Genomic DNA, 22,770 nt, shown 5'->3' with positions numbered 1-22,770 from the left:
TTTATATAATTTCTCCCAATAAGCACCTTACAGTTTTGTCCGGTTATGGTAAAATATAGTATAGAATATTATAAAATATTGCAATATACATTAGCGGTATTTTACTTATACATAATTATTTAGGAAAGATCGGCTATACAGCCGATAAGGTGACACACATGAAAAATGTATTACATATAGGTATCGACATTGGTTCCACAACAGTAAAAATTGCCGTACTCAATGACGCAAAACAATGCCTGCATGCATGCTATGTCCGTCACTATACGGATATACGCCAAAAAGTATGGGACCTGCTCCAAAACGCCTATGAAGTCTTTGGAGATCAACAAATCACGATCGCAATTACTGGCTCCGGCGGCATCGCACTGGCTGATTATCTGGGTGTTGCCTTCGTACAGGAAGTCATTGCCGGTACAAAGGCAGTTCGTACATATTATCCTCAGTCTGATGTCATCATTGAACTAGGTGGGGAAGATGCCAAAATAACCTATCTGACAGGCGGTAATGAGCACCGTATGAACGGTAATTGCGCCGGCGGTACGGGAGCCTTTATTGACCAGATGTCAACTTTGCTCTATACAGATGCCAGTGGGCTCAACACACTGGCGGAAAAATCAGATACACTATATCCCATTGCAGCGCGCTGCGGCGTTTTTGCAAAAACAGATATCCAGGCGCTTCTGAATGAAGGCGCCAGCAAGGAAAATGTTGCCGCTTCGGTTTTTCAGTCTATTGTATTTCAAACCATCACAGGACTGGCCTGCGGCCGTCCGATCAAGGGAACGGTTTGCTTTCTTGGTGGTCCGCTCACTTATCTGCCTCAGTTGCGCCGTCAGTTTGCTAAAACCTTGCATTTATCTGATGAGCAAGTCATCGCTCCGGAAAATGCCCAGGTGTACGTAGCTGTTGGGGCTGCTCTTGGTAGTTTTTCAGAAACACCTGTTTCTTTCATGAATCTTATGGGACAGTTAAAAAACGTTGATGAAGCTTCCTTGGCAACATCCGACCGCATTGAACCACTGTTTTACAACCAGGACGAATTGAAAGAATTCAGAACTCGTCATAATAAGCATACCGTTCCCAAAGCTAATCTTCATATGTATCAGGGCCCATGCTATCTGGGACTGGATGCCGGCTCAACGACGATTAAAACAGTCCTTTTGAGTGAAGACAACAAAATTCTTTATTCTCACTATCAAAATAATGAAGGCAGTCCGCTTACGGCAGCCAAAAAGATTATATCTGAAATATACAGTTTACTGCCACCCGGCGCTTTTATCGCCCGGGCCGGCATTACCGGCTACGGTGAAGCGTTACTGAAGGATGCCTTTCATTTGGATCTGGGCGAAGTTGAAACGATCGCGCATTATCAGGCCGCTGCCCATTTTTGCCCAGATGTCGATTTTATTCTTGATATCGGCGGTCAGGATATGAAGTGCAGCCGTCTGAAAGATGGCCATATCGAAGATATTTTATTAAATGAAGCATGCTCTTCCGGATGCGGTTCTTTTTTGGATACCTTTGCCAAATCGTTGAATTTATCTATTGAAGAATTTGCTCATGCTGCACTCTTGGCTAAAAGTCCTATCGATTTGGGTTCACGCTGCACGGTTTTTATGAATTCCAAGGTCAAGCAGGCCCAAAAAGAAGGTGCCACGTTAGCAGATATTTCTGCCGGCCTTTCTTACTCCGTCATCAAAAATGCGCTATACAAGGTCATTAAGGTAAAAGATCCTTCCAAGCTCGGACAGTATATCGTCGTTCAGGGCGGTACCTTTTACAACGACGCGGTACTCCGCGCTTTTGAAAAATTGTTGGGCCGGCAGGTTATTCGGCCAGCCATTGCCGGACTAATGGGCGCCTTTGGCATGGGACTGATATGCCGCAGCGCATACCATGCCGATCACAGTCCATCAACGCTGCTTACGAAAGAGGAATTGTCCAAACTTTATGTCCACACCTCAATACGTCACTGCGGCCATTGCACCAATAATTGCCTGCTGACAGTCAATACATTTAACGATGGCCGTTCCTTTATTACCGGCAACCGCTGTGAACGGGGTGCTGCTGGTTCTTCGGAACTGAGAAAAAAAGCCTTGCCTAATATGTACAAAATCAAATATAACCTTTTGTTTAATCACTATAAACCAGTAGTCAATGCTCCTCGCGGCACAATCGGGATTCCTCGGGTTTTAAATTTATATGAGGATTACCCATTTTGGTTTACTTTTTTCACATCCTTAGGATATACCGTTGTTCTTTCAGACCCTTCCTCCAAAAAACTTTTTGAAAAAGCGATGGATACAGTGCCATCTGACTCGGCCTGCTATCCAGCCAAACTGGTTCATGGGCATATTGAAAATCTGCTGGAAAAGAAAGTGGATCGTATTTTCTATCCCTGCATTCAAAATGGTCCCAGTGAAGGCAGTAAAGATAATACCTTTAACTGCCCTATGGTAATGAGCTATCCCGAAGTGATCCGCAATAATATGGCCGAACATCTTTCAGATACAAACACGCTGTACCTGTTCCCATTCCTGCCACTTCATGATAAGGAAAAACTGATTCCCCGACTGCAGGAAGAGCTGCGCATATGGGGCCTTGATAAAAAGGCAATAAAAAAAGCTGCATTGGCAGCATGGGATGAAGAAATAAACTATAAACAAAAAGTGTATGATCTGACAAAAACAATTTTGGAACGCTTGCAAAAAACGGGGGAACGAGCCATTGTTCTTTGCGGTCGTCCGTATCATGTTGATCCTGAAATCAACCATGGCATTCCCGAACTCATCAACAGCCTTGGCTTGGCGGTTCTTACAGAAGACGGCGTAGCTCCTCTGGGGCAGTTTTCAGGCGAGCTGCGGGTAGTAGACCAATGGTCTTATCATTCCCGCTTATACCGGGCAGCGCAATATATTGTTCAGCACTCAAATCTAGAATTAGTAGAATTAAATTCCTTCGGTTGTGGCCTTGACGCCATTGTCGCCGACCAGGTACAGGAAATTCTTGCCAGCGGCCATAAAATACACACACTTTTGAAGATTGATGAAGGCTCCAATCTTGGTGCTATCCGCATCCGTCTCCGGTCATTGCTGTTTGTCATGAATCATCGTATACAGACAGAAGAACCAGTCGAACCATACACGTATCAAAAATCGGTATTTACGAAGAAGGATAAGCAAACAAATGTTATTTTAGCCCCCTCAATGACGCCAATTCATTTTCCTTTATTCAAAGCAGCCTTTGCTCATGAAGGCTTCCGCATGGAATTGCTGCCCCATCAGGGACAGCAGGCAATTGATACAGGATTGGCCTATATTCATAACGATGCGTGCTATCCGGCTATTATGTCCCTCGGTCAAATCATTACAGCCTTAAAGTCAGGAAAATACGATCTGAAGCATACTTCTGTAATTATTTCCCAAACCGGCGGTTGCTGCCGCGCCACCAATTATATCGGAATGATACGTAAAGCTTTGGCAGATGCCAATATGGGTGATGTTTCCATCATTTCCCTGAACAATAAGGGGCTTAATAAACAGCCTGGCTTCCAGCCTCATCTCGGTTTTTGGCATCGTCTCGTCATGGGCATGATTTACGGGGATGCCTTGCAGCAGGTCTTATACCGCACCCGGCCTTATGAAAAGATCAAGGGAACGGCAGAAGCTTTGTTCAATAAATGGCAGACGAAGTGTGCGGCGGACTTAATAAAAGCCGATTTCACTACCTTTAAGCAAAATATTAAAAATCTGATCAGAGAATTTGACAGGATCGATATGAATGAAGAACTGAAACCCCGCATCGGCTTAGTTGGTGAAATTTATGTTAAATTCCATCCTATTGCTAATAATCACATTGTACGTATGATTGAAGAAGAAGGCGGAGAAATTATTGTATCCGGCATGGCAGACTTTTTTCTATATGGGCTTTTAGACAGCCAGTTCCGACATAAGTACCTGTCCGGCAGCTGGATGTCCGCTCTCGCCAGCAAGTCAACAGTAAAGCTGCTGGAATGGTATCGCAAGCCTTACTGCGAAGCAGTTGCCAAAAGTCGTCATTTTGATCCGATTACCTCTATCTATGATATTGCTAATGACGCCAAGGAATTTTTATCTTTGGGACATGAAGCCGGAGAAGGCTGGTTCCTTACGGGTGACATGATCGATCTGATCAAACGGGGGGCAAAAAACATCGTATGCCTTCAGCCTTGGGCCTGCCTGCCCAATCATGTAACAGGCAAGGGCATGATCAAAACATTGAAAGCTGCCTTTCCCAACACAAGCATTGTCGCTATCGATTACGATCCAAGCGCCAGTTCCGTCAATCAAACCAATAGGCTCAAGCTTATGCTTACCACCACATTTGAAGGATTGCGTGAAACGGCAGACACAGAAACCAAACCAACGATTCCCTTCCTGAAGGGAGTTCATATCAATAGCACTTTAAACGCCGAAAAATAATATTGTCTGGTGTAGTACATAAAAGACAGGATCGGAACAATGTGTTCCGATCCTGTCTTTTGTGCATACTTATTTATTCATTGCGTCTTACAGTCTTTATGCTTCAATGCCATATACACTTTTTCCGCAGTAATGGGAAGTTCTGTAAACCGGATTCCTGTGGCATTATACACGGCATCAGCAATAGCAGGTCCTGACGTATTGATGACAACTTCTCCGATAGACTTTGCACCAAAAGGACCATTAGGTTCGTAGCTGGGAGCAAATTCGACTCGAATGGTCCCCATATCCATCCGGCAGGGAAGACGGTACTGCATAAAAGAGTTGTTCTGAATCCGCCCCTTGGGATCCAGAATAACATCCTCTGTCAGTGCCATACCAATTCCTTGAACAATACCACCTTCGACCTGTACCCGTGCCAAAGCCGGATTGATAACAGTACCGCAATCTACGACAGCAGCAAAATCAATCAGATCAATATGCCCAGTCTCCGGGTCGACTTCAATTTCTGCAGCGCCAGCCATGTACGGCGGCGGCGATGTTGGAGAAAAATGAGCTTCTGTCGCTTCCAACGCAATTTCATTGGTACACATAGCCCCATTGGCTAAATCCCGCAGAGATACACAGTGCCCTGAATCCGGATCTGTAATAGTAGTGCCGTCAAATTCCAACAATTCCGTATGATGGCATTGCAGCGCCGCGGCAGCTCGAGCCTTCATGCGTTTGATAAGTGTATGACAGGTTTTTTCAACGGCCTTACCCGTCAGATATGTTGTCGACGAGGCGTAGGATCCGCTGTCATATGGCGATATATCCGTGTCAACACCATAGGTCACAATATTATCGACAGAACACTGCAAACACTCTGCCGCAATTTGAGCTAAAATCGTATCGCATCCTGTTCCCATGTCTGTAGCCCCAATGGACAAGGAATAGAAGCCATCGTCATTGACCTTGATCGTAGCCGAGGCAACATCCACATTGGAAATGCTGGAACCTTGCATGGCCAAGGATAGACCAACACTGCGAATATGCCCATTTGACAGTACCTGCCGGGGATATTTTCTATCCCAGCCAATCATATCTCGTACCCGCAGAAGACACTGCTCCAAATGACAGCTCAATGCGGTTTCATTGAAATATGCCGGCATCTTTTCTCCCTGATGGAGAATATTTTTCAAACGCAGCGTTACCGGATCCATATGCAATTCAGCGGCCAGTTCATTGACCGCTGATTCCAAGGCAAAAATCCCCTGCGGCGCACCATATCCCCGATAAGCGCCTGCGGCAATAGTATTCGTATACAGGGCTTCGTAATTAAATCGAAATGCTTTGTATTGATTGTACAGGGGAATAGATTTATGCCCGGAAAGCGTAACTGTTGTCGGGCTGTGATCACCATACGCTCCGGCATTCCAAAGTGATTCCAATGAAATGACACGAATCATTCCATCCCGGTCTGCACCCAATTTGATATGAACATAGGCCTCATGGCGCGGTGAGGAAACGGTCATTGATTCTTCCCTCGAGTATATCATCATAGCCGGTCGGCCTGTTAATTTTGTAATAAAAGAAGGGTATACTTCCATGACAGCACTCTGTTTCGCGCCAAAACCACCGCCAATACGCGGCTTAATGACGCGGACTTGTGATTTAGGTATATCCAATGCGGTCGCTACAATACGGCGTATATGAAACGGCACCTGTGTCGAGCTGACAACAACGAGCCTTCCATACGCATCCAGATAGGAATAGCTACGAAAGGTTTCCATCATACTTTGCTGAACCTGCTTTGTATGATAGGTACGGTCAATAACAATCTCGGCCCGATCCAGCTCTCCTTCTACATCACCCCAGTCTTCTCCAGACTGCGCCACAATATTTCGCTTGTTATCACCGCCAACATTGACCAGCGATTTCCAATCTTCTTCCGAATGAACAATAACCGTATTATCCCTGGCATCTCTAACATCCAGCAGCGGTTTCAGAACCTCATATTCGACGCGGATCATACGCAGCGCCCTATCAACAGCCGCTACATCCGTCCCGGCAACCAGGGCTACGGGATCACCGACATATCGGATATGCGGATCCAAAATAAGCCGGTCATAAGGGCTTAACTCAGGATATGTCTGCCCGGCTATGGTAAATCGTTTTTGCGGCACATCTTCCGATGTAATAATACACACAATTCCAGGCACCCCGGCAGCCGTTTTCGTCTGAACCCGTTTAACAATTGCGTGCGCGTGAGGGCTTCGCAGTGCTTTCACAACCAAACAATCTTCAGGAGCAATATCCTCCGTATAGACAGGCTTGCCCGTCACCAGGCTGACTGCATCCTTTTTCATCACTGAGCGATTGATTTCTTTCATACGTCCACGGCTCCTTTCGCTTTGATAAAAGCATGCAAGGCTCGCAAATGGCTGGCATATCCCGTACAACGGCATAAATTTCCTGATAAATATTCATTAATTTCATTATCCGTCGGATCAGTAACCTCCCGCACCATGGCCAGTACGTTCATAACGAATCCGGGATTGCAGAAGCCGCATTGTTCGGCTCCTTCCCGTCCCATATATAAGGCCAGTTCCCTGGCTTCCTCCTGCATTCCCTCCAAGGTGGTCACCCGCTGTCCGTCAATACGTGCGGCCAATATGGCACAGGAAAGCACCGGCTTTTCATTAAGCCACACCGTACAGAGACCGCAGTTCGTTGTTTCACAGCCGCATTTGACACTATGACAGCCTTTGCTCCGCAAAAAATCCAACAGCATCATGCCGGGCTCAATATCACTTTTTTCTTTTTTTCCGTTCAGCAAGTATGCTATGTTCATCATACATCCGCTCCCATCACCCGTTCCAAAAGCCGCCGGCACAGAACCTCCGCCATGTCGCGCCGGTATTCCGCCGAACCGCGCATATTGGAACCATACGAAACAGCATCCGCCCATTGGCGTGCCATCTTTGCCGGCCCTTGTGCTGCCGCATCTTGTCGCACCGCCCGCAGCACAACTGCCCGTGACGGTCTAGCTCCAATGGCACAGCGCACCGCTTCCGCGCTACCGGAAACAGCACAGGCAATAATAGGGAAATCCGTCGCATTCAGCCGCAGCGAAGCATACGCCGTCCCTCTGCCGGCCTTGGAAAGAATAACATGCGTCAGCACATCCGTTCCCGCACCTGTTGCCGCAAATGCCTCCAGCTTCATCCGTCCGCCTTTATACAACACCACATCAGCATCAAGAGCCAGCAGCAAGGTAATAACATCAGAAAATCCAAACCGGCCGCAAATACTGCCGCCGATCGTAGCCATATTTCGGAACTGCACTCCCACAATATGCCGCAGCGCCTCCTTTAGTGCGCCATCTGTACAGCATTCTAATGCGGCGGATACTTCCAGGCTCCGTAAAGAGGTCATCGCCCCTATACGAAATTCTCCATCTGTTTCTTCGATAGTATCCAAGCCCAACGCCGACAGATCAATTGCGTGTTGTATCATACGCTGCGGCGACAGACGCAGCCAACAGCAGCCACCCAGGATGACTGAATGCCGTTTTTGATGGAGTTCCCATGCCTCGGTCAGGCTTTGCGCTTTCGTATATTGCGCAATCTGCATGCTACAACGCCTCCTTTATTTTAAATTTCTGTATATCACACAGTTTTCTTACATTTTATTGTAACAGCATTTACCGCATTCTGTCCATGCCAATACATATCAAAATAGAGCAGATACCCAACGATAACTCCAAGGATACCTGCTCTATTTTGATAAAATTATACCAGATGACGCAATAACTGATCTACATCCGACTCCTGTACGGCAACGGGATTGTTATCTGTCCGCCCTTTGGTAAAAGAATGCCTGACCAAGTACGGTATATCTGACTGTGTAATACGATAATCATACAGATGAGTGCTGAAATTCCCCAGCCCCAGCATGCGAAAAATCCACGACTTTACTTCTTGTGCCGAATGACATTGAAAAGCCAGCAGTAATTCATCATACCTTGGAATCGCAGCTTTATTAAATTCCATAAAGTCTCCCAATGTCAATGCCGCTGCCACGCCATGAGGAATACCAAACTTCTCTGTCAGCGGATAGGATACCGAATGGCAGACCGTAGTTCGCGTATTGCTAAACGCCATGCCAGCATATAGACTCGCCTTGCCAATCAAAAAGCGCAGCGCATCATCCTGACGGTGCTGCGCCAAGTCTTCTAAATGACCGCGAATCTGACGAATAGCAAGCAGTGCAAATTCTTGTGAAATTTCATTAGTATGGCGGGCCCAAAAAGATTCCGTACTGTGGCAGACCGCATCCAGCGCTGAAGATATTGTAAGTGACAGTGGGCAGGTTACGGTAAATATCGGATCAATAACCGCCAAGACCGCAAAATTTTTATCACAGGAGCAAGACATTTTACACTCGTTTTCCTTATCCCATACCGTCGCCCATGACGTTACTTCCGACCCCGTACCCGAGGTTGTTGGAATACCGATCCAGGGAATTGGCACCACTGGCTCATACTGCCCGCGAAGAACAAACTTCCGCAAAGCCGCAATACCCCGGATGCCCACCAGAAGGGCCAGCGCCATCGTTTTAGCTGTATCCAAAACACTGCCACCGCCAACTGCAATAATCCCCTCATAGCTTTCTCCGGAAAGTATCTCCAGCAATGCTGCCATATCAGCTACATCCGGATTGGAAACCGTTAAAGAAACTTCGCGTACTTTCCAAGGCTCCAATATGCTTTTCAATAATTTATACGCATCACTTTGCAGAAAATCCATGCCCCGTGTTATCAGCAGTATCATTCCCAGTTTACTATACTGCTTTTCTATAAACCTAGTCAAATAAGCTGCTCCATCTATACCCGCCACAATATGTACAGGATTAAAAAATTCCAATACCTCTCACTCCTTCAACGAATGGACTGTTTAACGAATAAAAAACCTCGTTCCAGATAAAATGCAAAAAGAAATACTAAAAAAATGGCAATTCCTGCCTGACCATATTGATAATTCTGTATACTGGTAGAAATAGCAAACCCAATACCGCCGGCCCCCAGCATACCAAGAATGGCACATTCAGAAAAGTTGATTTCAAACCGCAAGGCAATCCATGCGATAAGCTGCGTAACTGACGAGGGAATAATGCCGCACCAAATGACCTGCAGCCGCGTAGCCCCCAAAGCCTCCAAGCTGTCTATTGTATCCTGCGGTACATCTTCAAAGGCCTGCGAAAAAGCACGGGTAAAAAAAGCCGTCGTGTGAATGGATAGGCCCATAATCCCAGCAATCGGCCCAAAACCAAAACATACCAGCATCAGTAATACCCAGACCGGCGTCGGTACTGCTCGAAGAAAAGTAAAAAAGGCCTTGACACTCATTGACACAGCGCGATTTCTGACAATATTTTCCGATGCCAGCAGGCCAAACAGCAGTCCGCTCAGAATGCTGTATACCGTAGCTAATACCATAATAGAAAAAGTATCCGCAAAAGAAATAAGTGTAAAATCTATATCGGTCATATTAAAATGTACCATTTTTCCAAAAATAGTAACAATACTCCCGGCTCTGGCTCCCAGCTGCATCCAGTCAATATGAAGCATATACAACGATCCTATCGCCGCTACAGCAGTACCTAGAAGAAATCGCCGGATAAACGGGCTTTCTCCCTTTACGCTGACATCAATCTTTCCTCCATGCCGATAAAAGGGCCGTACCGGCATTTTTACTATCTGCTCGTTTTCATCTATGTTCATCTGTTCATCACCTTCTTTCGCAGCATACTTGTCATACTATCTACCAGAATGACAATACTGGCAATAACAAAAATAATTCCCGCCGACTGTGAGTACTTAAATTCCTTTAAATACGACAACAATATCATACCGCTGCCACCGCCGCCTACCATGCCGACAATCGTCGAAGCCCGGATATTCACTTCCAGGCAATAGAGAAACCATGAAATAAACCCTTCAATACAACAAGGGATAATACATTGAAAAATCCGCTGCCAAAAATCCACCCCGACTGCCTCCATACACTCCAGGGATCCTCCGGTATTTCATCAATCACTTCAATAAATGTCCGGGTCATAAATGCAAAGCTCGTAATAACCAACGCAATAAAACCTACACTGGTTCCAATTCCCAGTGAAGAAAATAAGATAAATGCCCAGACTAGCGTAGGAATGTTTCGTAAAAAAGTAGCAGTTCCCCTGACTATACCTGCAAGCCAGCAAAAGGGCGTCGTGCGTTCACTCCCCAGAACCGCTGCGCCTGCCGCCAGCACCGCTGCCACAGAGGTCGATGAAACAGCCAGCGCAATCGTCACCGCAATACATTCTATAATGGGTTCCTTAAGATGCAGGGGTGGCGGCAGAAAATCCTCGAAAAAGAAGGTCCAGCCTTCTCTCAGATGAGGAATAACGGCTATCGGATTAAACCCGGTGTATGCCGTAGCCGCGATAAAGGACACTCCGATAAGAAGCAGCAGACCTGTCCATACCTGCGATTCCTTTGTATTCATATGGCCCGCTCCTTTACATTAAGCTGTGAAATTGCTGTTCCATAAATTTGTTCTATTACCCCATCAGTCAATTCACCAGGCGTACCATCAAAAACAATTTTTCCTTTGCGCAATCCAATAATCCGTGACGCATATGCTGCCGCCACATCAATTTGATGCAGATTGACCACACAGGCAATGCGGCGTCGGGATGCCATCGCAAAAATCATATCCATAATAATTTTCGCACTGGACGGGTCCAGCGAAGCGATGGGTTCATCACAAAGCAGTATCTGCGGCTCCTGCATGAACGCTCTGGCAATACCTACGCGCTGTTTCTGACCGCCAGACAAATCGGCCGCTCGGGTATTCAAAAAATCGCCCATATCAATTTCCCTTAAAATTCCTATGGCCTTACGTTTATCCTCTTCACAATAACGGCCTAGCATACCCTGCACAGAAGACATATATCCCAGCCGTCCATGCAAAACATTCTGCAAAACAGACAAGCGGTACACAAGATTATAGTTTTGAAAAATCATACCGATTTGCCGGCGCAGCATACGCAAATGACGTCCTCTGGCCCGGGAAATATCTTCTCCGACAATTAGAATATGTCCACCTGTCACATTATGGAGCCGGTTGATAGATCGGAGCAACGTGGATTTTCCAGCGCCAGACGGTCCAATCACAGCAACAAATTCACCAGGCCAGACAGAAAAGGTAACATGGTTCAGCCCATGGACTCCGTTGCGATAGACTTTGCTTACGTCCTGAAAAGTTAATAAGGATGCCATGCGTATCATTCCTTTCTACGGATTAAGAATGTTATTTAATTCAATAATTGGATCATAATCTGTTTTGGAGGCTTCTACAAAACGGGCTCCCTTGACTTTAATAACTTTGGTAAAATACGCTTCATTATCATAGCTAAGTAAAAATTCCGTTACTTTTTTGCGCAGGTCTGCATCCATATCGGCACGAATAATCATTCCTTCTGAAGGAATGGGCTCTGATGTCCCGATAATTTTAATATCTGAAGCATTTACATTGCCGTTGCTGATTTCCGCTTGTAAAATCTGATCCGATACAGCGGCTACATCTACATCTCCTTTGGCGACCGCCTGTATACTGGCCTGATGTTTTCCCGTATGCATAGCCGATGAAAAGAATTTTCCATTCATATGCAGCATTTCTGAATCGAGTTTTTCATTGGAAAACGTTTGAATCAACATCCCGGTTGGTACAAGATTGCCTGATGTGGAACCAGGATCAACAAATGCCATTTTTTTCCCTTTTATATCCTGAACAGCCTTAATATCATTTCGGTCTGCCTGGGTAATAAAAACAGATTTATAGGTGGCTTTTGCTTTATCACCATTTGGGGCCTTCATAACGATGACATCAATCTTACCATCAAGGCGCTTATTGGCCAAGGCAATCCCTTCAGAACCTAAATATGCCATATCTGCCTTTTTAGTCCGCAGCGCTTCAATAATCCCATTGTAATCAGACGCACTGATTTCCTTGACATCTCTCCCCAGCACTTTGCTTAAGTCAGCAGACATACCACTGCGCGCATCGGCACTTTGCTCTGTCGATTCATTGGGTGCATAAGCAATCGTAAAAGGTCTTTGCACCGCTTCACCCGATCCGGAACCACCGCATCCGCCCATAGCAGCAGTTGCTGCCAACAGCAAGCATGAAACACTAATTTCCCGTATTAATTTCTTCATATTCATTTGGTATCTGTCTCCTTATTCTGCCACACACAACACATCCCGGATATCCTGAAAAATATAATCAGTCCCAGCTTCCTCATATACTTTGCGTGCCTTTTCACATGCCATATTTTTTTCTTCTGCTGTCAAATTACCATATTCATCCTGCGAAAGTCCCATAACAGAGCTGCCAATGATAATTCCGGCAGTCTTAACGCCGGCATGCTTGCCTTCCCATATATCGGTTACCGTATCACCTACTTTTAAAATACAGCTGACTTGCTGCCATTTAAAATATTCCATATTACGAAAAATCATATATGGATACGGCCGGCCAAATCCACCAACAGCATCCGGTGTAATCCAAAACTCAGGCTCATATCCCTGCTGGGCTGCAGATTGGCAGACCGGTTTCATCATAATATCGGTATAGCCAGTTGTACTTCCTATTTGATATCCCCTGCGCCGTAACTCACAAATAGTATCAATAGTATGTTCCTTCACTTTTGTTCCCTCATCTAACATATGAAGCAGCATCGGCGTAAAATCATTATACAAATCATTAATATCACTGTTCTGAGGTGCTGTGCCAAATACATTTTTCCATTGCTGTTGAATGCGCGGCATCTTCAACATCGTTTGAATATGATCCCATTTCAGCATTCCCATAGGCCGGCGAATTTCTTCATTGGTCACTGTAATCCCTCTTTTTTCAAAAATATCTTTAAATACTGTCACCGGTGCCATAGAGCCAAAATCAACAGTCGTTCCTGCCCAATCAAGAATAATACCTTCCCATTTCATATTTTTACTCCTCCCCAACACATTGTACATTTATTTGCCTATTTATGCTGTTTATTATTTTGTATATGTTTATATTACGGCTAATTTGTCTTATTATTGCGAATATGTCGTAAATAATCGGTAAAATATTTCATATTTTTATAATGAATATATGATCTTTTTACAGTAAAATATCTTGTCCTTAGAAAAGGGATGATATACAATAAAGAAAATGATTGAACAACAAGCTGCACAAAAGGCATGCCAAAAGGAGTACTCTCATGATTCAAGAAGAACGCAAAAATTTAATTTTACAAGAACTCAACCGTACCTCCGTCGTCAAACTGGAAGATCTGTCAGAACGGCTGCGGGTATCTATTGATACGGTACGACGCGATTTAAAAGCACTGGATCGGGCCGGATTGGTCCAATACATTCGCGGAGGAGCAAAAGCGGTACAAGATTCACTGCAATTTTCTCATTTCAGCGGACGTAAGATAATTCACAATGAACTCAAGCGGGAAACGGCACGCAAAGCACTCCAGCTGATCAAACGAGACGATGTGATCATGCTCAATTCTGGTACGACGACAACCATTCTTGCCGAAGAAATAGGCCGCTCAGGTATAACCTGCGTACTCATCACCAATAATATCGCCGCTGCGGAGGCCGCTTCCTGCAATACAACTTGCCGCATCCATCTCATCGGCGGAGAATGGGACAGCTCGGAGCAATCGACTTGGGGAAGCCGCTGCCTCCGTGAGGCAGAAACATATTTTCCCGATATCTGTTTTCTTGCCGTCAATTCTCTGGACAGTCAGAATGGACTGACCGATTTTCGTTTCCATGAAATCCCAATCATGCAGATTATGGCAAAAAACGCCTGGAAAACCGTAGCCGTTATGGATTCAACCAAACTGAATCGTCTGGCAAAGAAACAGGTTTTCCCATTGATGAAAACACCGCTGATTCTCATGGATAATCAAGTAACATCAGAGGATAAACAAATATACCTTCGTGCTGGCATTCGAATTGAATAAATCAGCAAAAAACAACCGTTGGAACAGATTAATATCCGTTTCAGCGGTTGTTTTTTTGTGTATCACAGGTAAAAAATTATATCAAATTTTTTTGAAAATATACAGTTTTATGTTTTTTATTTTTTAACTGTATCTTGCCAAAACATGTAAATCCCATTTTTTCATACATCTCCTTCAACCAAGGATGTTCTTCCGCTGTTCCTAACGTAACAGCAGGTGACTTTAGTTCTTTTATAATAATGTTTTGTTCTACAGCCCGCAGCAATTTAGTTGCATATCCACAATGCTTGAAATCCGGATCCGTCACAAATTGCCCAATATGAGGAAACACCCGCGGGCCCGGCTTAGGTCCCCACGGCATCCTAAGTGTAATAGCACTAACCATGCAGTCATCAATAAACCAAGCATATGTCGGATTTTGCATCAACCATACACGTTCTTCCTCTTTTGTCGCATCCATTGCCGTAAAGGAAATGTCATATTGCCGATCACTTTGGTATCCTCGATGGAGAACCTTATAGTATGCATCAATATCATCTGTTGTCAACATACGAAAATACTCCATGATTTTATTTCTCCCTTCCCGAATCGCTTGATCCGGAAATTGCTAAATATCGCGTCAGAAATTGCTGTGTTCGTAATTCATGGGGATGTATAAGTACATCTTCGGCCGTCCCTTTTTCGATGACGTTGCCTCCCTCCATAAAGACAACTTGATCGGCTATTTCCTTCGCAAAAGCAATTTCATGGGTCACGATAATCATGGTTACTTTTAGCTCCCTAGCAATTTTTCTAATAACCGCCAAGACTTCTCCTACTAGTTCCGGATCAAGAGCACTGGTCGGCTCATCAAATAAGATAATCTGCGGATTCATTGCCAGCGCTCTGGCAATACCTACCCGCTGCTGCTGCCCACCGGAAAGCTGCACCGGATAGTAATCCGAATAGGTTTCCATACCAACTTCATATAAACATTTCATAGCAATGTCCCGGGCTTCCCTTTTCTTTTTTTTTCGAATTGTTACAAGTCCTTCCATAACATTCCCCAGGGCGGTCATGTTAGAAAAGAGATTATACATTTGAAAAACCATGGCGGTACTACGCCGCACCTGAATAATTTCTTTTGGGGATGCATTATGTAAATCTACACTGTTGTCATTAAAAGTAATAGTTCCGCTATCGGCCCTTCCCAAAAAATTCAATGTCCGCAAAAATGTGGTCTTACCACTGCCGGATGGTCCCAAAATCACGGTTACGGTACCTGTCGGAACTGTCATACTGATATTTTTTAAAACCTCTTTGCCGCCAAAGCTTTTTCTTACATTTTCTATTTTTATCATCATACATTTCCTCTTTTATATTTCCCCAATACTGCCTCCAGTCTGGAAAACATATACTCAAAAATAATTCCCATTCCCCAATACAGACAGGCGACCACAATATACGCTTCAAAGTATTGCGAATTATCTTCACAGTATAGTTTAGCCGCCCCGAATAATTCTACAACAGTAATAACAAAACAAATACTGGTACTCTTCATTGTCGATAAAAATTGATTAGCAAAAAGAGGCAATGCAAAGACTGAAGCCTGCGGCAAAACAACTCTCCGAAAAGCCTGAAACCAAGTCATTCCTAATGCTCTGGACGCTTCAATCTGCCCTTCTGGAACTGATTGAAGTGCCGCTCGGAAAATTTCACTCAAATATGCTCCCGTATGCAGTGTCAGCCCTACCGCTGCAACGAATACAGCCGGCACAACTTCAAACGGCACATGAATACCCGTATGATCAGATAAAGCTAAAAAAGCAATAGGCAGGCCATAATAGACTAAATAAAGTAAAACCATATTTGGTAAACTGCGGCAAACCAGCACATACAATCGTGATAACTGACATAAAACAGGGAACCGTTTTATTTGAACTATACAGCTGATAAGTCCTAGAATGGTGCCCATAACCACGCTGATAATGGTCAAATATAAGGTTACCTTCACATAACCAATAACAAAAAAAAGCTTCCCGAAATATATGTAAAATCAATAATGCTATGGCTCTCCATACGTAACTACTCCTCGCTTGACTGCAACTGTGTTGATCTGCTCGATATGGTACAACGCTTTTCCAATGCTCGTCCTGTAAAAGTCAATACGAAAATTAATATACCATAAATGACCGCTACATCTACAAATAATTCTAAATTACGCTGGGAATTACCGCCCATGAGGTCGGCCTTACGCATGATATCAACAATCCCGACATTAAAAATCAGTGCTGTTCCCTTGACAACACTAATAACAGTATTAATAAGCGGTGGTATTGCCAATGCAAACGCCTGTGGCAGGATAACTCTTGTATAGCTTTGTATCGCCGTCATTCCCAAGCTGGCGGCTGCTTCCTTTTCGCCTTCCGCAACAGCATTAATACTGCTGCGCATAATTTCCGCACCATAAGCCGCTACGTATAAGGTAAACACCACAAGAACAAATAGTATAGGCGGTACATTTCTGACATTCATCCCCATATGGCTTAATAATTCTGGAACACCAAAATAGACCAGAAACAACTGTACCAAAAATGGTGTCCCTCGAACAAATGAAATAAATATCCGCAATAGCTGGCTGATAACCAGCGTTTTTTTGATGCGTACAATGGCAATGATACTCCCTAAAATAATGCCAAGAATCGCCGCTATCAAAGTTATAAAAACCGTAATATGAACATACCCAACCAGTACCGGAAAAGATCGAATCATATATCCGGCATCAAAATGCTGTCCCATTCTGTGTCACCCTTCTCAATTTTCCGGCTTAACTGTGTAATCACCGCCCAAATATTTTTCCGAAAGCTGCTTTAATGTTCCATCTTTTTTCATCGCCTGCAATGCCTTGTCAATTTTATCGGCAACTTGCTGCATTTTAGAATCTTTACGAAGCAGAAAATAAGTTGGTACATCCTGCAAAATAGGACCTACGGTTTCAACAGGAAGATTTTTATCTGTTTGAAAGGACTTAACAAGATATTCATATTCACCAGCAGCATCCGCCCGACCAGTAGCTACAAGATTTAAGGTTTCAGCCGATGCTTTATCGGTATAAATCACATCCACTTTCGGCTCTGCCGTTTCATTAAATTTTTTGATTAAATCGTTGAATTCGGAATTGGTCGTAACCGCGACTTTTTTACCCTTTAAATCCTCCAAGGACTGAATATCCGCACGGCCTTTTTTTACCACCAACCGACGTGCCGTGTAGTTGTTTAATTCTTTCGGAAAAATATACTTCTTATCCCTAGCTTCAGAATGTCTCATCTGATTGGCAATCATATCCACCTGTCCTGAATCCATGGCCACAAAAGCTGCGTCAACCGCCATCGGCTTAAATTCAAATTTAAGACTTGGATCACGCCGTTCAATTTCTTTCAATACTTCCACATCATATCCCGTAAGTCTGCCATTGTCATCTGTATAAGAAAATGGTTTGGAAGTCCCCCGCGTGGCTACGACAATCGTATTACGATCTTCTTGCTTGACCGTACCAACATCGCCGCAGCCAGCTGCAACAGCCATCACGCTGCTAACAGCAACTGCTACGATAATTCGTGATACGTAATTATATATTTTCATTGTAGTATACTCCTTTTTACTATGTTTTTTCTGCATCATGACGGATACATGATTTCCCATATATCGGCCAACGTTCCTGCCGGCCATTTGTGCGCCGCTTTAAAAATAGCTTCCGCTTGAACCGAACCGATAGCTTGGGTAAGTTTTATTTCTAATTGAGCCCTTGAAAACGGCCGTTGGGGCGATCCCAACGGATTTCTTATATCAGCTTGTACAATTCTACCAGCTGTTGTAACTGCCGTAACCTTTGTAAGACGCACCGATTTTTCAACAACCCCCATATCATAGCATCGTTCAAACTTAGGCAGGGATTGCACAAATTCTTCCGGTACCGCAGCTAATTTAAAATATTTATCATTCACTTTGCCGTTGGTCAGAATTTGCCAAGCCACATATTCAATAGAAAATCTCCCTTCCTGACCAGTCCGAGGATTTTTATAGCGCAACGCTTTATCCGCACCTAACGGAAAATGGAATTTCACTTCTTTCAGCTTCTCCAACGGCCATCCTTCTTCATATATTTGCTGACATCCCGCTGCACCGCAAATTCCTGCCGAGCAATAGGAATGAAGTTTCATCCATAATCCTGGTAAAATGATTTGTCCAGGCTGAAGCCATTTTTTCTTGAAATTTTCTATATCAATTTTTTCTCCGCTTATCGTCCTAAGCCAACCGGTATCGTTGTTAAAAGGATTTATATTAGCAGAAAGTCCTGCTTTTGTTAGCAATTCATATGCAAACACGGCATTTCTGGCAGCAAATCCAGCATGCATAGGTTTTGCATCACTTCCTGCCTCAAACCCCATACCTGCCGACTGTGTTGCCCCTAAAGACAGCAGCTGCGCCGTCTGATTTTGACCCAGGTTCTTTAATTTAGCAATGGCCGCTGCGGCCCCAATAGGGCCAATAGTTCCAGTGGAATGCCATCCCTGTTGCTTATGTGCAGGATTGACATAGCTTCCTAAAATACCTTCCAATTCAGCACCTGCCGTATAGGCCGTGAAAAAATCAAGGATAGACGTCTTCATATCAGCAACTGCTAATAAAGTTGAAAACAAAACCGTGCTGAAATGCCCGGCAATATTTGCCTGTGCATCATCATAATCCAGATAATGTGAACAAAAACCGTTAAAAAAAGCCGCTGCTGATGCACTGGCCTGATATGGCTGTCCCAGAAAAGGGGTATAAGCCTGTGATAGACTAAGATATACTGCCGTATTTTTTACTTTTGGTTCCCGTCCAGCTGCCAACGCTGCTGCTAAATAATCAATAAAAGCAGATTTACTTTGCTGCAGCAAATCTGGACGTTTCTTTATATCTGTTTGTCCAATCAAAGATACAATCACTGCAGTATTTCTATCCAAAGTGATCACCTCTTCTATTTGCTGAATTTTTCTGCTCTGTTATTGGGTTCCTGCCATATCGACATATCCGGCCCTTTGGGAACAATGCGCTGAAAATCTTTATATGGTGTATGATCTACGTAATAAAACCGCTTACGCATGGAATTAAAGTCTGTATTGTCTCCAAAGGCAGGTATAGAATATAAATCCTTGGAATAATTCCATAAATTAGGATAATCCACCAATCTTTTTTTGTTGACGAAATATTTTTGATAAAACACGAGATCAAATCGTGATAAAGTAACAAACAAGCGAATATCCGGATCAGTAATAGTATTGCCCATAAGATACCGCCGTGTTGTCAATCGTTCTTCCAGCCAATCCAGGCGATCAAAAATTTTATCATAATAAAACTCATACTCTTTTTGTGTACTTACCAGCGCTGCCAGATTAACCGCAAGATTGATATCAGCATAGATAATATCATTTAACGCATCAATATCTGCCCTCAATTTTTCTGGGTAAATATCCGGTGCATTAGAATTTTCATATTCTTTCCATGCAACGGCAATTTCTGTTGTTAAATCATGATAATCGTTATTGACAACCGCTCCGGTATGAACATCAACAATTGCAGGTACCGTTGCTCGCTGCGTATATTCAGCATTTCCCCTGCGATAGCATTCACCCAGCGAATGCACCTTTAGAATCGGGTCCAGACCATCTGGGTCCAGAGTAAAAAACCAATCACCGACTACACCAGCCGGACGCAGCGGATCAACGACACCTTTAGAAATAGCCGTATCCAAGCCTAACAAATCAATGGCAATCGCAATACGATTGGCCCAGGGGCAGTGTCTTGACCAAATTAGCCGGTAACGCCCCGGCTCTACGGGTAAATATCCAAAACCTTCTCCAAAAAGCGTGGTAAATTGCGGTTCTTCATCATCAGCATACTTCTGACGCTGGTTAAAATTAGATACATCTCGTCCTTCATATTCTTTTTGAACAGTATGGGCTCTAGGATTACTAGAATGAAACTCTGAAAAATCTATAGGGCATGGATTCATTGCTTTTTTCACCGTTACCGTCTGCCATTCTTTTGCAATATTCTGATCTAAAATTATTCCCATTATGAATTCGCTCCTTCAGTCTTTTTGGTTAGATAAAACATGTTGCTATAAAAAATAATACCAAAAAGGTATATTTTATAATTATATCTTGACATGTTTTTCCATGCTCTACACAGCATAAATAAAGCCCACCATCTCCTTCTTACAGAGACAGTGGGCCGTGGTTCCACTCTGTTTACAGCAAATATCATGCTGCAACTCGACACCCATAACGGAGGCTTCCGAACTGGCATACTATAATTCTGTCAGCTTGCTCACAAAGGCATTCCATCATAACCGTTTTTCCTGCAGGCTCTCACCCTAGACCCGCATTCTCTGTAGGATACTTAATTATGTGTACTTAATTTGATCATTGCATTTCAATGTTTACCGATATGGCACACTTATTGTCGTTTTTTGTCAAGAGAAAATTACAAAAAAATTGCAAATTGAATCATGGAACACAAATAGAATCCTCCGCAAATTTATTATACGGAGGATTCTATTCGTTATGCTCGTTCTGCTTATTGCTGCAGCAAATTTACAATTTCAGCAATATCTTTTTTTCCGAAATACACATCGTTATCATTCACGATCATACAAGGCACACTCATAATATTATATTTTTTTCTTATATCCGGAAAATGCTGAACATCATACATTTCAGCTGTCACGTTAGAGGATGCTGCAGCCAAACGCTGCGTCCCCATGACTACTTCCGGGCACATCGTGCATGACAAAGATACAACAACTTTGACATTCACAGCCTGCTGTATTTTTTCCAATGCCTGGGCTACCCCTTCATCCAGTCCCTGTCCCGGACCGGCTACATTATAAAGAGCCAGGACAAAAGAATTAAACTCATGTCCCCCCGGCACTCCATGAAAAACAATACCACTGCTAGTTTTGTCTTCATGCAGGATTTCTAAGCCGGGAGCGCCGTCTGTCACACTTTCTTCATATGATACAGCATCTGTCAAGCCACTGAATTCTTCGGCAAAGCCTTTGAGTTCCGCTGCAAAAGCACTATCATTCAGCCAGGCTTTAAGCACCACCGGATGTGCAAATTTAGCGAAAACAGGTTTAAGTTGTTTTCTGATATCAGAAGAAATAAAACTCATTTCTTCATCACCTTCTTTCTGCGCGGCATTATTTTCTTCTTGTTTCTCCAGCCGATCCATATCAGCCTCTGGACGGCTGAATTCAGGCAGATGCAAAGTATCATGCATCATTGAAATATGCTTTTCTGACGCGGTTGCCGCAATGGCCCCATCAGATACGGCAGTAACTACCTGACGTAAATTTTTGATGCATAAATCCCCGGCCGCATATACTCCAGCAATATTGGTTTTCTGATTGGCATCGGTAATCACATACCCCATCGTATCCAATTCCACTTTATCAGCAAAAAGAGCCGTATTAGGAACATATCCGGCAAACACAAAAATGCCGAACCCACCATGGTCAGACGCATTATAACGCCACTGCTTACCAGTCAGATTATTCTTAAACTCCGCATAAGATACCATTTGTTCCCCGCCGGCACGAACCAACTCGGTATTGAACTTTATTGCGATTTTGGGATATCGTTTTAATTCGTCAGCAATCGTCTTTGCACAGGCAAAATGATCCTTACGTACAAGAATCGTTACACTCTTCGCATATTTTGTCAAAAATATGCTTTCTTCAACAGCGGCAAAACCACCACCGATAACAAAAATATCCATACCAGTAAAAAACTCGCCATCACAAGTTGCACAGTAAGCCACGCCCCGGCCTTGAAATTCTTTTTCGCCATGAAATCCAATTTTACGCGGATTTGCTCCCGTAGCCAATATCACTGCCAGCGACTGATAGTCTCCCTGCGTAGTACGAATTTCCTTGATATCATCGCTGAGCTCTAAAGCCTGCACATCTGCCAAAAGAAATTCTGCGCCAAAAGCTTTAGCTTGCGCATACATTTCATCGGTTAAGTCTTTACCGCTTACTTTAGCCACGCCGGGATAATTGACAACCTCAGAGGTAATCGTAATCTGGCCGCCTATTTTTTCTTTTTCCACGACGAGAACTTTATATTTTGCTCTGCCTAAATAAATGGCGGCAGAGAGCCCTGCTGGCCCTCCGCCGACAATTATGGCATCATACATATTGCGCATATGCATTGCCTCTCTTCAA

At 43.9% G+C, this 22,770-nt stretch carries 18 protein-coding genes, 1 pseudogene and 1 other annotated feature; of the genes and pseudogenes, 2 read left to right on the top strand and 17 right to left on the bottom strand.

The window, feature by feature from the left end; translation table 11 throughout:
• Positions 1 to 158 precede the first annotated feature (158 nt).
• On the top strand, positions 159 to 4,463 hold the full coding sequence (locus AB840_RS05370; RefSeq protein WP_048513805.1) for a 2-hydroxyacyl-CoA dehydratase: 4,305 nt from the start codon (positions 159 to 161) through the stop codon (positions 4,461 to 4,463).
• Positions 4,464 to 4,540: 77 nt separating this feature from the next.
• Here AB840_RS05370 and AB840_RS05365 read toward each other — a convergent pair whose 3' ends face one another.
• From AB840_RS05365 to phnX, 9 genes and pseudogenes are all read right to left on the bottom strand, one after another.
• Positions 4,541 to 6,835 carry a xanthine dehydrogenase family protein molybdopterin-binding subunit gene (locus AB840_RS05365; protein WP_048513804.1) on the bottom strand — a complete coding sequence of 765 codons (2,295 nt, stop codon included), beginning with the start codon at positions 6,833 to 6,835 and terminating at the stop codon, positions 4,541 to 4,543.
• Positions 6,832 to 7,299 carry a (2Fe-2S)-binding protein gene (locus AB840_RS05360; protein ID WP_253184848.1) on the bottom strand — a complete coding sequence of 156 codons (468 nt, stop codon included), beginning with the start codon at positions 7,297 to 7,299 and terminating at the stop codon, positions 6,832 to 6,834. Before AB840_RS05360 ends, AB840_RS05365 begins: the two co-directional genes overlap by 4 nt.
• Complete coding sequence (locus AB840_RS05355; protein ID WP_048513803.1) at positions 7,296 to 8,078, bottom strand: FAD binding domain-containing protein; 783 nt, start codon at positions 8,076 to 8,078, stop codon at positions 7,296 to 7,298. Before AB840_RS05355 ends, AB840_RS05360 begins: the two co-directional genes overlap by 4 nt.
• A 158-nt stretch (positions 8,079 to 8,236) precedes the next feature.
• Entirely contained in the window at positions 8,237 to 9,370 is a 1,134-nt protein-coding gene (locus AB840_RS05350) for a phosphonoacetaldehyde reductase (protein ID WP_048513802.1), read from the bottom strand.
• 14 nt (positions 9,371 to 9,384) lie between these two features.
• Entirely contained in the window at positions 9,385 to 10,227 is an 843-nt protein-coding gene (locus AB840_RS05345) for a PhnE/PtxC family ABC transporter permease (protein WP_143742686.1), read from the bottom strand.
• Positions 10,224 to 10,996: pseudogene (locus tag AB840_RS05340) on the bottom strand (PhnE/PtxC family ABC transporter permease). Before AB840_RS05340 ends, AB840_RS05345 begins: the two are co-directional and overlap by 4 nt.
• Positions 10,993 to 11,772, bottom strand: a complete 780-nt coding sequence (phnC, locus tag AB840_RS05335; RefSeq protein ID WP_048513801.1) for a phosphonate ABC transporter ATP-binding protein — start codon at positions 11,770 to 11,772, stop codon at positions 10,993 to 10,995. The pseudogene AB840_RS05340 and the gene phnC overlap by 4 nt, the downstream one beginning before the upstream one ends.
• A 15-nt stretch (positions 11,773 to 11,787) precedes the next feature.
• Entirely contained in the window at positions 11,788 to 12,717 is a 930-nt protein-coding gene (locus tag AB840_RS05330; RefSeq protein WP_143742687.1) for a phosphate/phosphite/phosphonate ABC transporter substrate-binding protein, read from the bottom strand.
• 15 nt (positions 12,718 to 12,732) lie between these two features.
• The gene (phnX, locus tag AB840_RS05325) at positions 12,733 to 13,500 is read right to left on the bottom strand and encodes a phosphonoacetaldehyde hydrolase (protein ID WP_048513800.1); all 768 of its coding nucleotides are present in this window, start codon (positions 13,498 to 13,500) and stop codon (positions 12,733 to 12,735) included.
• 260 nt (positions 13,501 to 13,760) lie between these two features.
• Between phnX and AB840_RS05320 the strand changes: the two genes are divergently transcribed.
• Positions 13,761 to 14,519, top strand: coding sequence for a DeoR/GlpR family DNA-binding transcription regulator (locus AB840_RS05320; protein ID WP_048513799.1), 759 nt, complete (start codon positions 13,761 to 13,763; stop codon positions 14,517 to 14,519).
• Between the two features lie 76 nt (positions 14,520 to 14,595).
• Here AB840_RS05320 and AB840_RS05315 read toward each other — a convergent pair whose 3' ends face one another.
• From AB840_RS05315 to AB840_RS05280, 8 genes are all read right to left on the bottom strand, one after another.
• Positions 14,596 to 15,069 carry a GNAT family N-acetyltransferase gene (locus AB840_RS05315; protein ID WP_200809898.1) on the bottom strand — a complete coding sequence of 158 codons (474 nt, stop codon included), beginning with the start codon at positions 15,067 to 15,069 and terminating at the stop codon, positions 14,596 to 14,598.
• 19 nt (positions 15,070 to 15,088) lie between these two features.
• Entirely contained in the window at positions 15,089 to 15,859 is a 771-nt protein-coding gene (locus AB840_RS05310) for an amino acid ABC transporter ATP-binding protein (RefSeq protein WP_048513826.1), read from the bottom strand.
• The gene (locus tag AB840_RS05305; RefSeq protein WP_143742689.1) at positions 15,859 to 16,473 is read right to left on the bottom strand and encodes an amino acid ABC transporter permease; all 615 of its coding nucleotides are present in this window, start codon (positions 16,471 to 16,473) and stop codon (positions 15,859 to 15,861) included. The genes AB840_RS05310 and AB840_RS05305 overlap by 1 nt, the downstream gene beginning before the upstream one ends.
• Positions 16,474 to 16,583: 110 nt before the next feature.
• Positions 16,584 to 17,297 (bottom strand): amino acid ABC transporter permease, encoded by a 714-nt coding sequence (locus AB840_RS05300; RefSeq protein WP_048513797.1) that lies wholly within the window; start codon positions 17,295 to 17,297, stop codon positions 16,584 to 16,586.
• Positions 17,298 to 17,312: 15 nt separating this feature from the next.
• Positions 17,313 to 18,140, bottom strand: coding sequence for a transporter substrate-binding domain-containing protein (locus tag AB840_RS05295; RefSeq protein WP_048513796.1), 828 nt, complete (start codon positions 18,138 to 18,140; stop codon positions 17,313 to 17,315).
• A 35-nt stretch (positions 18,141 to 18,175) separates the two neighbouring features.
• Complete coding sequence (locus tag AB840_RS05290) at positions 18,176 to 19,504, bottom strand: MmgE/PrpD family protein (protein WP_048513795.1); 1,329 nt, start codon at positions 19,502 to 19,504, stop codon at positions 18,176 to 18,178.
• A gap of 14 nt (positions 19,505 to 19,518) precedes the next feature.
• A complete protein-coding gene (locus AB840_RS05285) occupies positions 19,519 to 20,616 on the bottom strand; it encodes a glutathione S-transferase C-terminal domain-containing protein (protein WP_048513794.1) in 1,098 nt (365 codons plus the stop codon).
• A gap of 143 nt (positions 20,617 to 20,759) precedes the next feature.
• Positions 20,760 to 20,978, bottom strand: a binding site (T-box leader).
• 141 nt (positions 20,979 to 21,119) lie between these two features.
• Positions 21,120 to 22,751, bottom strand: a complete 1,632-nt coding sequence (locus AB840_RS05280) for an FAD-dependent oxidoreductase (RefSeq protein WP_048513793.1) — start codon at positions 22,749 to 22,751, stop codon at positions 21,120 to 21,122.
• Positions 22,752 to 22,770: the final 19 nt, after the last annotated feature.

The sequence above is a fragment of the Megasphaera cerevisiae DSM 20462 genome (genome assembly GCF_001045675.1).
Taxonomy (GTDB): domain Bacteria; phylum Bacillota; class Negativicutes; order Veillonellales; family Megasphaeraceae; genus Megasphaera; species Megasphaera cerevisiae.
The sequence above is the reverse complement of the archived record's forward strand: the minus strand, read 5'-3'. Positions and strand labels throughout refer to the sequence as shown.